The 15,168-nt window shown below is 39.4% G+C and carries 10 protein-coding genes; 7 read left to right on the top strand and 3 right to left on the bottom strand.

Annotated features, from left to right (window positions below; translation table 11 throughout):
• The 4 genes from dltA to dltD are packed head-to-tail and all read left to right on the top strand — an operon-like array spanning position 1 to position 4,313.
• On the top strand, positions 1-1,551 hold the full coding sequence (dltA, locus tag H7T99_RS08730; protein WP_037600805.1) for a D-alanine--poly(phosphoribitol) ligase subunit DltA: 1,551 nt from the start codon (positions 1-3) through the stop codon (positions 1,549-1,551).
• The gene (gene dltB / locus H7T99_RS08725; RefSeq protein ID WP_037600807.1) at positions 1,548-2,795 is read left to right on the top strand and encodes a D-alanyl-lipoteichoic acid biosynthesis protein DltB; all 1,248 of its coding nucleotides are present in this window, start codon (positions 1,548-1,550) and stop codon (positions 2,793-2,795) included. The genes dltA and dltB overlap by 4 nt, the downstream gene beginning before the upstream one ends.
• Positions 2,796-2,812: 17 nt before the next feature.
• Positions 2,813-3,052, top strand: coding sequence for a D-alanine--poly(phosphoribitol) ligase subunit DltC (gene dltC, locus H7T99_RS08720; protein ID WP_002891149.1), 240 nt, complete (start codon positions 2,813-2,815; stop codon positions 3,050-3,052).
• Positions 3,045-4,313 carry a D-alanyl-lipoteichoic acid biosynthesis protein DltD gene (gene dltD, locus H7T99_RS08715; protein WP_037600809.1) on the top strand — a complete coding sequence of 423 codons (1,269 nt, stop codon included), beginning with the start codon at positions 3,045-3,047 and terminating at the stop codon, positions 4,311-4,313. Before dltC ends, dltD begins: the two co-directional genes overlap by 8 nt.
• Before the next feature lie 146 nt (positions 4,314-4,459).
• Here the strand turns inward: dltD and H7T99_RS08710 are convergent, their stop codons facing one another.
• Positions 4,460-7,096, bottom strand: a complete 2,637-nt coding sequence (locus H7T99_RS08710; protein WP_037600811.1) for a calcium-translocating P-type ATPase, PMCA-type — start codon at positions 7,094-7,096, stop codon at positions 4,460-4,462.
• 217 nt (positions 7,097-7,313) lie between these two features.
• A complete protein-coding gene (gene pabB, locus H7T99_RS08705) occupies positions 7,314-9,044 on the bottom strand; it encodes an aminodeoxychorismate synthase component I (RefSeq protein ID WP_037600813.1) in 1,731 nt (576 codons plus the stop codon).
• Positions 9,045-9,190: 146 nt separating this feature from the next.
• On the opposite strand from pabB, the gene H7T99_RS08700 reads away from it, so the two are divergent.
• The 3 genes from H7T99_RS08700 (at position 9,191) to metF (ending at position 13,105) form a co-directional block, all read left to right on the top strand.
• On the top strand, positions 9,191-9,541 hold the full coding sequence (locus tag H7T99_RS08700; protein ID WP_037600816.1) for a hypothetical protein: 351 nt from the start codon (positions 9,191-9,193) through the stop codon (positions 9,539-9,541).
• Positions 9,542-9,793: 252 nt separating this feature from the next.
• The gene (gene metE, locus H7T99_RS08695; protein WP_037600819.1) at positions 9,794-12,043 is read left to right on the top strand and encodes a 5-methyltetrahydropteroyltriglutamate--homocysteine S-methyltransferase; all 2,250 of its coding nucleotides are present in this window, start codon (positions 9,794-9,796) and stop codon (positions 12,041-12,043) included.
• Positions 12,044-12,229: 186 nt separating this feature from the next.
• A complete protein-coding gene (metF, locus tag H7T99_RS08690) occupies positions 12,230-13,105 on the top strand; it encodes a methylenetetrahydrofolate reductase [NAD(P)H] (protein ID WP_021144026.1) in 876 nt (291 codons plus the stop codon).
• A 138-nt stretch (positions 13,106-13,243) separates the two neighbouring features.
• Here metF and H7T99_RS08685 read toward each other — a convergent pair whose 3' ends face one another.
• Positions 13,244-14,962, bottom strand: coding sequence for a phospho-sugar mutase (locus H7T99_RS08685; protein ID WP_037600760.1), 1,719 nt, complete (start codon positions 14,960-14,962; stop codon positions 13,244-13,246).
• Between the last annotated feature and the right edge of the window lie 206 nt (positions 14,963-15,168).

Raw genomic sequence — 15,168 nt, 5'->3', positions numbered from 1 at the left:
ATGACGAATACAAAAATTAAAGATATGATTGAAACGATTGAGCAGTTTGCTCAATTACAACCTGAATTTCCTGTTTACAATATTTTAGGGGAAGTTCATACTTACGGTGACTTAAAAGCTGATTCGGATAGCCTAGCTGCCAAGATCGATAGTCTTGACATTCCAGAAAAATCACCTGTTGTGGTTTATGGCGGTCAAGAGTATGAAATGTTGGCAACTTTTGTAGCTTTGACTAAATCTGGTCATGCTTATATTCCAATTGATAGTCACTCAGCTCTTGAGCGCGTGACGGCTATCGTAGAAGTAGCAGAGCCTAGTCTGATTATTGCTATTAATGACTTTCCACTTGAGGATGTTCAAGCGCCAATCTTGACATTGGACCAAGTGACGACAGCTTTTGAAAGTAAGACTAGCTACGAAGTGACTCATCCTGTTAAGGGTGATGATACTTATTACATCATCTTCACATCGGGAACTACAGGTAAGCCTAAAGGGGTACAAATTTCTCACAATAATCTCCTTAGTTTCACTAACTGGATGATTACGGACAAGGAATTTGCGACTCCAAAACGTCCCCAAATGTTGGCGCAACCGCCTTACTCATTTGACCTATCGGTAATGTACTGGGCACCTACATTGGCACTTGGAGGAACACTCTATGCACTTCCTTCAGCCATTACGCAGGACTTCAAGAAGCTCTTTGAAACGATTTTCTCACTTCCAATTGCTATTTGGACATCGACCCCATCATTTGCAGATATGGCAATGTTGTCTGAAGACTTCAATGCAGAGAAGATACCGGAAATTACGCATTTCTATTTTGATGGAGAAGAGTTGACTGTCAAGACTGCTCAAAAGCTTCGCCAACGTTTCCCAGAGGCACGTATTATCAATGCTTACGGGCCAACTGAGGCAACAGTAGCCTTATCAGCAGTAGCAGTAACTGATGAGATGCTGGCTAACCTTAAGCGTTTGCCAATTGGTTATACCAAGGAAGATTCACCAACTTATATTATCGATGAGGATGGGAATATCCTTCCAAATGGTCAACAGGGTGAAATCATCGTATCAGGACCAGCAGTGTCCAAAGGCTACATGAATAATCCTGAAAAGACTGCTGAAGCCTTCTTCGAGTTTAATGGCCTTCCTGCTTACCATACTGGTGATGTAGGAACGATGACTGATGAAGGTCTCCTTCTTTACGGTGGCCGTATGGACTTCCAGATTAAGTTTAATGGTTTCCGTATTGAGTTAGAGGATGTTTCACAAAACCTTAATAAGTCTAAGTACATTGATTCAGCAGTAGCTGTACCACGTTACAATAAAGACCATAAGGTTCAGAACCTCTTGGCTTATGTGATTCTTAAGGATGGCGTTCGTGAGCAGTTTGAACGTGATATCGATATTACTAAGGCTATCAAGGCTGACTTAGAAGATATCATGATGTCTTACATGATGCCAACCAAGTTCCTCTATCGTGAGAGTTTGCCTTTGACACCAAATGGGAAGATTGATATCAAGGGCCTTATCAGTGAGGTTAACAACCGATGATAGACTTCTTGAAACAGCTACCTCATTTAGAAGCCTACGGTAATCCCTTCTATTTCATCTACCTTGGATTAGCTCTATTGCCAATCTTTGTGGGTCTCTTCTATAAAAAGCGTTTTGCGATTTATGAATGTTTGGTAAGTCTAGCCTTTATTGTTCTTGCTCTGACAGGAACACATGCTAGTCAATTACTAGCCTTACTCTTCTATATTATTTGGCAAATCATTTGGGTTTATTCATACAAACATTGCCGTAGTCAAAAGGATAATAAATGGGTTTTCTATTTACACTCGTTTCTTGTAGTCCTTCCCTTGATTTTTGTTAAGGTAGAGCCTGCGATAAATGGTACTCAGTCGCTTTTAAACTTTCTTGGTATTTCTTACTTGACCTTCCGATCAGTTGGAATGATTATCGAGATGCGGGATGGTGTCCTTAAAGAGTTTACACTTGGAGAGTTCCTCCGATTCATGCTCTTTATGCCAACCTTTACGAGTGGTCCCATTGATCGCTTCAGACGCTTTAACGAAGACTATCAAGCAATTCCTGAGCGAGACGAGCTGATGAATATGTTGGAGCAAGCTGTAAAATATATCATGCTTGGTTTCCTCTATAAGTTTGTTTTGGCGCAGATTTTCGGAAGTATGCTCTTGCCTTCACTGAAAGCACAAGCTTTGGCTCAAGGTGGTATCTTTAATTTACCAACACTTGGTGTCATGTATGTTTTCGGTTTTGATCTCTTCTTTGACTTTGCGGGTTACTCAATGTTTGCCTTGGCAGCATCTAACCTTATGGGGATTAAGAGCCCAATCAACTTTGACAAACCTTTTATCTCACGAGACTTGAAAGAATTTTGGAATCGTTGGCATATGAGCTTGTCTTTCTGGTTCCGTGACTTTATCTTTATGCGTTTGGTTATGGTTTTGATGCGAAATAAAGTTTTCAAAAATCGTAACACGACTTCAAATGTGGCCTATGTCATTAATATGATGGTTATGGGATTCTGGCATGGGGTTACTTGGTACTACATTGCTTACGGTATTTTCCATGGTATTGGTCTAGGACTTAATGATGCCTGGTTGCGCAAGAAGAAGACCATTAATAAAGAACGTAAGAAAGCTGGTCTTGAGCCACTTCCTGAAAATAGATGGACGAAAGCTTTGGGAATCTTTATTACATTTAACACTGTTATGTTGTCATTCTTGATTTTCTCTGGATTCTTGAATGACCTCTGGTTCACTAAAAAATAAGTAAAGGAATTATAAAAATGGATGTAAAATCAGAAGTTATTGAAATTATTGATGAACTCTTCATGGAAGATGTTTCTGACATGATGGACGAAGATCTTTTCGATGCTGGTGTTCTCGATTCAATGGGAACAGTTGAGCTAATCGTTGAATTGGAATCACGTTTCGATATTCGTGTACCAGTTTCAGAATTTGGTCGTGATGACTGGAACACAGCTAATAAGATTGTTGAAGGGGTAACGGAGCTTCGCAATGCTTAAGCGTTTATGGCAGATTTTTGGTCCAGTAATTTGTGCCTTGGTCTTGGTAGTGGTAGTTATATATGCCTACCCACAAGGCAGAAAACATAGTTATGTGGCTGAAAAACGTAGTGCAGTAACACTGACAAATGAAAACTTTAAGAGTAGGATGAACAAAACTACAGCTCTTTCAGATAAGAAGCATCGATTTGTCCCTTTCTTTGGGTCAAGTGAGTGGTTGCGTTTTGATGCTCTTCATCCAGCTGTTTTAGCTGAGAAGTACGACCGTAACTATCGCCCATACTTTATTGGACAACGTGGGGCTGCCTCTCTAAACCAATATTTGGGAATGCAACAAATGCTTCCTGAATTGAAAAATGGGACAGCAGTCTATGTCTTGTCACCACAGTGGTTTACTAAAAAAGGTTACAATTCTGCGGCTTTCCAGCAGTTTTACAATAACGACCAACTTAGTAGTTTCTTAAGTCAAAATCAGACGGATGCAAATTCTCAGTATGCAGCTCAGCGCATCTTAGAGATGAAACCTGAGATTACAATGAAATCTCAACTTTCTAAAGTGGCTAATGGGCAAGATTTAAATTCTCTTGATAAGACTTATATTCAAATTATGGCAGAGCTTAATAAGCGAGAAGATGCCTTGTTCAGTCCTTTTGCAGCATCAAATAATGCAAATTACGACAAGAAGGTTCTTCCTTATCTTAAAGAGTTGCCAGACAAGCTCTCTTACGAGGCACTTGACCAGGTTGCCGTAAGAGATGCAGAAGCTCATACCAAGTCAAACGACTTTGGTATCGATGACCGTTTCTATAAGAAACGTTTGGCTAAAAAGATTGGTAAACTTAAAGGGTTCCAAAAGAATCTTTCGTATGAAGTTTCACAAGAATATGGTGACCTACAGTTGGTGTTAAATCAATTTGCTAAGTCAAATACTAATGTTATCTTTGTTATCCCACCTGTTAATAGCAAGTGGATGGCTTATACGGGACTAAGTCAGGAAATGTATGATGCTACGGTTTCTAAAATCCGTTATCAATTGGAAAGTCAAGGCTTCACCAATATTGCTGACTTCTCAAAAGACGGAGATCAACCTTACTTCATGCAAGATACCATTCATATGGGATGGAAAGGTTGGGTAGCCTTTGACAAGGCTGTTGATCCATTTGTAAGTAATCCAACACCCGCACCTAACTATAACTTGAACGACCGCTTTTATAGTAAGGATTGGGCAGGTTATACAGGGTCTCCTAGTCAGTTTAAGTAGCATTACTTAATAAATCAAAAAGGCTTGTTAAAGCCTTTTTATGTTATGATCCTTCCACGGTATCACCTTCATAAATTATAAAAAGGATTGGGGTAACTCCCAATCCTTTTTATCCTTTTAAGTTTTATAATACGTTAAACAGATAGTTATTTGTTTTTAGTTAGAGCTTTTCGAATTAAATCTGCAGGGATAATCAAAACCGCGATAAGAAGTGCAACGATATAGTGTTGAACGTCCATAGGAACGGTACTAAATACTTTACCACCGAATTGAATGATCAAGGTTTGAACGACAGCAATAGAAATCATTACAATTGAGAATTTCTTGTTTTCGCCGATATGTTCAAAAACATTGAATCCATTACTACGTGTGTTAAGTGAGTTGAAGATGACAGCATAGATAAATACTGTAAAGGTGAATGTTGTTACCATTTCAAAATTGCCAGTTCCATTTGTGATAAAGTCTTGGATACCACCAACATTTTTAAGAATAGCTAAACATACAAGAGTAATGAAGACGCTGGCTACACCGATAGCAGATTTCATATATGCAGTAAGAATGTTTGCCTTCTTAGCAACTGGTTTTTCATTCATGTAACGATCTAGGGTAGGCTCTTCACCAAAGGCAAGGGCAGCAAGTGTGTCCATGATAAGGTTGATCCAGAGAATTTGGATAATTGTAAATGGTTCTTTGAGGCCCAAAAGTGGTGAGAGAAGTGACATAGCAATTGTAGTCACGTTTACGGTTAACTGGAAGATAATGAATTTACTTACTGACTTACTCATAGTACGTCCATAGAGGACGGCTTTTTCAATCGAAGTCAATGAGTTATTCAAGATAACGATATCTGAGGCTTCACGTGCGACTTCAGTACCATCACCCATTGAGAATCCGACATCAGCCGATTTAAGGGCGGGTGAGTCATTGACCCCATCACCTGTCATACCAGCGACCATATCGAGGTCTTGAGCTGCCTCAATAAGACGTTTTTTATCCATTGGAAGGGCACGACTGACCACTTTTAAGTGAGGTAATTGTTGTTTAAGTTCTTGATCTGAGAGGGCAGAGAGTTCATCGTGAGTAAGGACAAGGTCGTTTTGACCAGTAACGATACCGGCTTCTTTAGCGATAGCAACAGCGGTTTCTTTACGGTCACCAGTTACCATAACTACTTGAACACCTGCACGGTTCATTGTTTCAACAGTTTGTTTAATTGAAGAACGAACGTTATCACGGATACATACGATACCAATCAAGACTTTATCATTTCCATCTGTATTTAGGATAGCAAGCAAACGCATTGAACGGTTAGCTTGTTCCAATGATAAATCTTGGAAACGAGCTTTAATATCATCTGTAAAGTTTTGTTTATTACCATCTTTATCAAGATAGTAGTAGCAGTCATTTAGGATGAATTCTGGAGCACCCTTGATGTAAGTTTTTCCGTCCTTAGTCGTTACACTTGCGAATTTTGTTGCTGAGTTGAATTGTTGCTTCTCAGTAATTGTATTTGTATCAAAATCAAGTTGAGAACGACCAATAAGGAAATCAAGAAGTGCACGGTCAGTGGCGTTACTACCAACAGCACTGCCATCAGCTACCATGGCGTCGTTATTAAGACCGATACCATTAATCATTTCAGCTTTAAGGCTATCTGACATAGTGTCAAAATCAGGAGCCTCAGTTTCACCAGTAGTTGCATAAAGTGTTCCATCAGCAAGGAAGAAGTCAACTACAGATAGTTTACCTTCAGTGATAGTACCAGTCTTATCACTGAAGAGGATATTCATGTATCCGGCTGTTTCAATGGTATCAGGATGGCGAACCAGGATATTTTGAGCTAAAAGTCGTCCTGAGTTCATTGAAGAAACGAGTGCCAACATCATCGGAAGACCTTCTGGAACGGCCATGATGATGATTGTAACCGCAAAGAGAATCGTTTCAATGATAAGAAGGAAGATTGAACCACCATTGAGGTTATTAGCCTTATTGAGGGCAATAAAGCCTAAAACAAGGTTGATTACTGAATATGCAGCACCTGCACTATAACCGAGGACACCGATGTTTCCAGCAAGCTTGTTGAGTTTTTCTTTGGATGGTGAATCTTTACTATCTTCTTGAAGAGAAGTATTGATGCTTCCTAGAACAGTATTATCACCAATTTGTGTAGCTTCCATAACGGCTTCACCTGAAGTAACAACTGTACCACGGAAGACTTTGAGCTCTGTAAAGAGGTCGGAAGAGTCTGGTTCTGCTTGATCACCAAGAGGAAGTTTCTTAGCATCTTCACTTTCACCATTAAGGACAGCTTGGTTTACTTTTAACTCACCTTCCAGTATGATACCGTCAACTGGAATCTTGTCCCCTGATTGAAGGAGAATTTGATCACCTTTTACAATATCATCAACAAGAACTTCTTTAAGTTTACCATCACGATAAACTTTTGCATTAGTTTTCGAAGCCTCTTCCTGAAGAGTGTTGAACTTTTGCTCATTTCGGTATTGTGAGACTGCTGAGAATCCAGTAGAAATCAAAATGGCGAAAATTAGTGAGATAGCTTCGTACCAATTAGCTTCACCAATAGCAGGGAAAATCATTCCAACAAAGTTGAAGATGATTTTTAATCCTAAGGCAGCCAAGAGGATAAGAATCCATTGATCTTGGAAGGCTTCGATAAAGATTGAGAGGAGCGAGTTAGCCTCTTTACTAGAGAGCCTATTATCGCCATGGGCGTTTTTACTTGCTTGAACTTCAGCGGAAGTCAAGCCTTTAAATTTTTTCATTTAAGGTTTGTATCCTTTCTAAATTGTTACTCAGTTTTAAGGCTAATAAATTTAAAGCCAAATAGCTCGTCATTTCAGTCAAGATAACTGGAATAACTATCAGTAAGTATTATACTTTATTTTACTACTAAATGGTTGATTTTTTAACCAATAGAAAATTGAAGTTTCTTTTGTCTTTAGTAGGTGTAGGAGAGTACAAAGAACTCGCTTCTTTTGTTTAGATATAATTATCTTCCTCCACCTTCAATTCATACAAGCCTCTCACCGCATTACATCCGTAGATGGCCTGAGCCTGTTTCAGATCTTTTACAGTCAGGACTTTTTCTTTCAGCTTATTTTCAGCTATAAGACTTTGTCTGTAGATCCCATTTAAGAGGCCGAGGTGAACTGGTGGTGTGTAGAGTTGGTCTTCGATTTTAAGAACGATGTTACCGATAGAGGTTTCTAGGAGTTGTCCCTCGTGATTATAATAGATTTGTTCGTGAAGTTCGATACTAAGGTGAGGACGGTAACTTGTTTTAAAGAAGGTATAGGGGCTATCCAAGGGATGTCTTTGCTCAACTAACCTTGCTTGGCAAAAGTCATCAGATAAGTTTGTTAATTGGCTATGTTCAAACTTCAGTTCACCATCTTTTTTAAGGGACATTTTAAGACGGTAGTCTGTGTCAAGATCTAGTGATTGGCACAGAGCTGTGGCTTGATTGTGCGCTTTTTCTGCATTGAAAGGATAGTCAAAGTATCGGCTACTCTCTTGTAAACGTTTTATATGCTCCTCCAGAAAGAGAAGTTTTCCTTGATGAATACGACCGGTAGAAATGAGATCGAATTTTGGGTTCTGACGGTATAGAACAGCAGCTTTCTGCTTGGTTTCTTCATATTCAGCTTCCCAGTTGCTGTCCCAGGTAATACCTCCTCCGACACCATAGATAGCCTTGGTTCCTTCCATTTGTAGTGTCCGAATAGCCACGTTGAAAATACTAGGTCCCTGTGGCACCAAGATACCAATAGCTCCACAATAGACACCTCGAGGCTGTTTTTCCACCTTCTTAATAATCTCCATGGTTGCTATTTTTGGGGCACCTGTAATCGATCCGCATGGAAAAAGGGCTTGGAAGACATCGCATAAACTTCTATTTGTCAGGAGTTGCGTTTCAATTGTCGAAGTCATTTGCCAAACTGTAGAGTATTGTTCAACTTGGCAAAGGCTCTTGACATCTTCACTTCCTATTTTAGAAATACGATTCATGTCATTTCTAAGAAGATCGACAATCATCATATTTTCAGAGCGATTTTTCTGGTCCTGAGCTAGCCATCTTGCTTGTGCAAGGTCAGTTTCAGTTGTTAAACCTCGATTGGTAGTACCTTTCATAGGACGAGTAGTCAACTTATCGCAATCTTTTTTAAAGAAGAGTTCTGGACTTATAGAAATGATAGAAACATCATCGTGCTGAATAAAGGCATTGTAATGGGCATTTTGCTCAACAACCAATCGGTTATAGATGGCAAAGGGATCAGCTGTCAGGTTCTGTTGAAGTTGAACAGTATAATTGACCTGATAAGTATCACCTTGTCGAATATGGTGGTGTATATGCTCAATAGCAGCCTTGTATTCCTCAGCAGAAGTTAGCTCTTGCCAAGATTTTGGTAAGGTAATAGGGTCATAAGTAAGTGGAATAGGCTCTGTTTGAACAGTTTCATGAACAGTGAAGTAGAGGAGATACTCAGACATTAATGGACCATCAATAACCTGAAATTTTGTCTCGAAGGCAGGGGCTGCTTCATAGGAAACATAACCTACTGCATAATAACCTTCATTTTGATAGGCTTCGAGTTCATCTAAAAGGGGTTTGACTTCCTTAATGTCCTTTGTTTTTAGTTCTTTAATGGCGTCTGTAAAGATTTGTCTGACACCAAGTTCTTTAAAATCAATAACAGTTTTCTTATGCATACATAGAGTATAACATAAGAAGTTTCCCTCTGGTTCTTTTTCATGTTTTAATTATCTTTCTCAAAATTTTAACCAAAAATGAACTTTTCAGATAGTTTTACATATGTTATAATGATAGGGACTAAAAGAAGATTTTAGAGGGAAATATGACTGAAAAAAATAACTTTGAGAAAGGCAACAGCAACCTTTCAAACAATAAAATGAAAAAAGGCACTTCTAAGAATTCATGGAAGCACCAGATGTACGAGCTAGAAATAGCTATTGCTAAAGAGTCAAGTAACAAAAAAAGAAATGAACTCATTAAACTTCATAATGGCTATATGAGTGAGTATGATAGCTTAAAGAAACAAATCATATGGTTAGCCGTTTTGGGAATTTGTTTCTTATTAGTATTGGCAATTTTTGGTTATTTTATTTGGAATAGTTACAATAGTGAGAATATGTCTTATACATCATCTTGGCTTCAAGAGAGGGTACTGAGCACTTATAGAGCTTAGTGTTCTGATCCTAGTAAATAATAGAGTCTCTAGACAAAAGTCTAGGGATTTTTTGATATAAAAAGGGATTTAGTAAGTCAATATATAGTTATTAGCTATAACGATATCTAAGCAAAAGGAGATAACAGAAGTCGGTAACCCTTTATTTTATAGGGTATAGTCTAAAACTATATATAGAGAAAACTAATAGCAATTATACAGCTACCCATTTCTTTGGTAAGATAAGTTCAACAACAAAGAGGAGGACACAAGATGTCAACTACTATCATTGGTTTCCCACGTTTGGGTGAATTCCGCGAATTAAAATTTACAACAGAAAAATACTTTAGAAATGAAATTACTGCAGATGAACTTTTAGCAGCAGCCAAAGACTTGCGTGCAAAACACTGGAATATTGTTAAAGAGAAGGGAATCACTGAAATTCCTTCAAATGATTTTTCACATTACGATAACTTCCTTGATGCAGCTTTCCTTTTCAACGTCGTACCTGAATCTGTTCAAAACTTGGATTTGACAGATCTTGAACGTTACTTTGCTTTGGCGCGTGGTTACCAAGGTGAAAAAGGGGATGTTCGTGCCCTTCCTATGAAAAAATGGTTTAATACTAACTACCACTACATCGTTCCTAAATTTGAAAAAACAACAGAAGTTAAACTTGCTGGTCACAAGATTTTTGATGAGTACCAAGAAGCAAAAGAATTGGGTCTTAATACACGTCCAGTTGTGGTTGGACCATTCACTTTCCTTCAATTGTCTGACTTTGAAGATGGTGTAAAAGCTGAAGACTTCGTAGATAGCTTTGTTTCTGCATACCAAGATGTTTTTGCAAAATTGGCAGAGCTTGGTGCTACTCGTATTCAACTCGATGAGCCAGCTCTTGTTAAAGATTTGACATCTGAAGAAAAAGCTCTCTTCTTGAACCTCTACAACAAGCTCTTGGCTGATAAGAAAGGCCTTGAAGTTTTGATTCAAACTTACTTTGGTGATGTTCGTGATGTCTACAATGACCTTGTGAACTTGCCAGTTGATGGTATTGGTCTTGACTTTGTTGAAGGTAAGAAAACACTTGAATTGGTTAAAGGTGGTTTCCCAGCTGATAAGATTCTATATGCCGGTATCGTCAATGGTAAAAACATCTGGCGTAATAACTACGAGAAAAGCCTTGCAATTCTTGAACAAGTTCCAGCTGAAAATGTTGTTTTGACAACCTCTTGCTCACTTCTCCACGTACCATTTACAACTGCTAATGAAGATTTTGAACCAGCTATTTTGGACCACTTCGCCTTTGCGGTTGAAAAATTGGGTGAATTGCGTGACTTGGATGCCATCCGCAATGGTCAAGGTGCAGAAGCCCTTGCTGCTAACAAAGAACTCTTTGCGACTGAGCGTGTTGGTGAAAATGCTGAGCTTCGTGCTCGTATTGCAGGTTTGACTGAAGCTGATTACACTCGTTTGCCAGCGTTTGCAGAACGTGAAGAGATTCAAAAGGATGCTTTCAAACTTCCATTGCTTCCAACAACAACTATCGGTTCATTCCCTCAAACTAAGGAAGTTCGTGCTAAACGTTTGGCTTTCCGTAAGAATGAATTGTCACAAGAAGAATACGATGCTTTCCTTGCTGAAATCACTGATGAATGGATTAAATGGCAAGAAGAAGTTGGATTTGACGTTCTTGTTCATGGTGAGTTTGAACGTAATGACATGGTTGAGTACTTCGGTCAGAACTTGTCAGGTTACCTCTTCTCTAAAAATGGTTGGGTTCAATCATACGGTATGCGTGGGGTTAAACCACCAATCATTTGGGGTGATGTCACTCGTCTAAACCCAATCACTGTTAAATGGTCTAGCTACGCACAAAGCCGTACAGATAAACCTGTTAAAGGTATGTTGACTGGACCTGTTACTATCCTTAACTGGTCATTCCCACGTGAGGACATCTCTATCAAGGATTCAACTCTTCAAATTGCTCTTGCAATCAAAGATGAAGTACTTGACCTTGAAGCTGCAGGCGTGAAAATTATCCAAATTGACGAAGCTGCTCTTCGCGAAAAATTGCCGCTCCGTCGTAGTGACTGGTATGAAGACTACCTCGACTGGGCAATTCCAGCCTTCCGTTTGGTACACTCAACTGTAGCACCAGACACACAAATCCACACTCACATGTGTTACTCAGAATTTACAGATATCATCCCAGCTATCGATAACTTAGATGCTGACGTTATCTCATTTGAAGCTAGCCGTTCAAATCTTGAAATCTTGGATGAACTTAAAGCTCAAAACTTCCAAACAGAAGTTGGACCTGGGGTTTACGATATCCACTCACCACGTGTCCCACAAGACGGTGAAATTGACCACACTATCGAAGCAATCTTGGCAAAAGTACCAAGCGGTAAAGTATGGATCAACCCTGACTGTGGTTTGAAGACTCGCGGAATCAAAGAAACTAAAGAAAGCTTGATTAAGCTTGTAGAAGCTGCAAAAGCAGCTCGCGAAAACTTGTAAGCGGAAGTTATCATATGTTGAAGACCTTCTTCCTTAAGTGTAGAAGGTTTTCAATAGCGAATAATGTTCTAAAGATTTTTGCAAGCAGGCTATGATTAACAATTGTTTAACTGTACTCATGAAGTCAGTAGGCACTTAAAACAGCTTTCGTCTTAACAAAAATCTAAAAAGAAGAAGGTATAAAATATGACAAGCCAAACACCATCACTCTCTTTTGAAGTCTTTCCACCTAACCCAGCAGTAGGTAACGAAAAAATCCTACGTGCCCTTGAGGATATGCAAGGATTGGCTCCACACTTTATCAGTGTTACAGCTAGTAATAACAAATATAATATCAAAGAGACGACGGTTCCTTTGGCGGATCATATTCAAAATGACCTAGCTATCCCAACGATTGCCCACCTTCCAGCTATCTATTTGAGTAAAGAAAAGGTTGCTGATACCTTACGTGACTTGGATGCCGTTGGAGTACACCGTATCTTAGCCCTACGTGGCGATATCATTCCTGGTGTGGAACCTCTTAAAGACTTTAAATATGCCACTGATTTGATTGAATTTATCAAGGAAGAAGCTCCTCAATTTGATATCATCGGTGCCTGCTATCCTGAAGGGCATCCAGATTCGCCAAATCAAATCTCTGATATCCAAAACCTTAAGAAAAAGGTTGATGCAGGTTGTTCTGGTCTTTTAACCCAACTCTTCTTTGACAATGAACGTTTCTATGATTTTCAAGATAAATGTACCTTGGCTGGAATTGATGTACCAATTCATGCAGGAATTATGCCTATCTTGAATCGTAACCAAGCTCTACGTTTGCTTAAGACTTGTGAGAATATTCATTTGCCACGTAAGTTCCGTGCCATTTTGGATAAGTATGAGCATGATCCTGAGTCACTTAGAGCAGCCGGTCTTGCTTATGCGATTGACCAGATTGTCGACCTTGTTACTCAAGATGTTGCAGGCGTTCACCTCTACACCATGAATAATGCAGAAACTGCTCGTCATATTCACGAAGCGACTCATTCCTTATTTAAGCATCATTCACAAGTTAGTGCTCTATAATTGAATCATAAAATTACCACCTATAGTTTAATCTATAGGTGGTTTATTGGTTCTAGTAGCAAAAAAGATAGCTTGCTTCCGTAATCCAAGTTTTGTCGGTATAAAAAAGACTTAGAGCTTAGCTCTAAGTCTTAAATATTATTCGCCTACGAAAGCATTGATTTCTGCTTCGATATTCGCAATTTTTTCTTTAGCATCTGCTTCAGATTCACCAACTGTAGCGATGTAGAATTTGATTTTTGGTTCTGTACCTGAAGGACGAACGGCAAACCATGAATCATCAGCCAAGATGTATTTAAGCACGTTACTTGGAGGAGTTGTCAATTTTTCAACGCCGTCAGCAGTAGTAGCTGTTTGTTCCAAGAAGTCTTCTGTCTTAGCAATGTCTGTGTTGTTGAATTGTTTAGGAGCATTGCCACGGAATTTATCCATGATTTTCTTGATTTCAGCAGCTCCGTCAACACCTGAAAGGGTAACAGAGATAGTTTTTTCTGCGAAGTAGCCGTATTGTTTGTAGATTTCTTCGATACCATCTGCCAAAGTCATACCACGTGAGCGGTAGTAAGCTGCGATTTCAGCAACGATAAGAACGGCTTGGATAGCATCTTTGTCACGTACGAATGGTTTGATGAGGTAACCGAAGCTTTCTTCGAAACCAAGCATGTAAGTGTGGTTGTGTTGTGTTTCAAATTCATGAATTTTTTCACCGATAAATTTGAAACCAGTCAAGACGTTAAACATAGTTGCGCCGTAGCTTTCTGCAATCTTAGTTACCAACTCAGTTGATACGATTGATTTACAGAGGGCAGCATTTGCAGGAAGTGTACCGGCTGTTTTGTGAGCTTCAAGAATGTATTTAGCAATGATAGCTCCGATTTGGTTACCAGAAAGGTTGAGGTAAGAACCATCTGGTTGGCGGATTTCAACACCAAGGCGGTCAGCATCTGGGTCAGTTGCAACCAATACATCAGCGTCTACTTTGCGACCAAGTTCTTCAGCAAGAGCAAAGGCAGCTTGGTTTTCAGGGTTTGGAGATTTAACAGTTGAGAAGTCAGCATCTGGAACAGCTTGAGCTTCAACAACTTGAACAGCTTCAAATCCAGCTTGCGCAAGAGCACGACGTGCCAACATTTCACCAGTACCATGAAGTGGAGTGTAGACAATCTTCATGTCACGACCGTATTCATTGATTAAGTCTTGGTTGATGTTAACGCCTTTAACTTCTTTCAAGTATTCAGCGTCGACGTTTTCACCGATAACTTCAATCAAGCCGCTAGCTTTGCTTTCTTCAAGGTCAGCCAATTGCACAGTGAAAGGATTTTCGATAGCGCGGATGTAATCTGTCAAAGCATCGGCATCTGCAGGTGGCATTTGTCCACCGTCTTCACCATAAACCTTGTATCCATTAAACGGAGCAGGGTTGTGGCTAGCTGTTACCATGATACCAGCAAATGTGTGGAGATGACGAACAGCAAATGACAATTCAGGTGTTGGACGTAGGCTTTCAAATACATAAGATTTGATACCATGAGCAGCCAAAACTTGAGCAGATTCAAAAGCAAACTCAGGAGAGAAGTGACGGCTATCGTAAGCAATAGCAACACCACGTTTTTTAGCTTCTTCCCCTTTTGAGTCAATCAATTGGGCCAAACCTTCAGTTGCTTGGCGAACAACGTAAATGTTAATGCGGTTAGTACCAGCACCAATCAATCCACGCATACCAGCTGTACCGAATTCAAGGTTGGTATAGAAGGCATCTTCTTTCGTTTTTTCATCCATTGCGACCAACTCATCACGAAGGTAAGCAGGCAATTCAGCGAAGTCGAGCCATTTTTGATAATTTTCAGTGTAAGACATAGCAATCTCCTTTATATTTTTAAACGCTTACATTATACCATAATTAAAGAAAAAAAACATGGTAATTACCATGTTTTTTCTTTATTTTATGTGACTTTAAGTCCGTTTCGCTCCGAAGGTGCGAAACAAATAAACCACCCGCTATGCGGGTGCGCATCGAAGGTTATACCGTCATAACAAAAAAACTCCAAACGAGTTACAATATA

The organism is Streptococcus sp. 17.1 (assembly GCF_016648655.1).
In the GTDB taxonomy this organism is placed as follows: domain Bacteria; phylum Bacillota; class Bacilli; order Lactobacillales; family Streptococcaceae; genus Streptococcus; species Streptococcus salivarius_E.
This window is presented reverse-complemented; position numbering and strand designations above follow the sequence as displayed.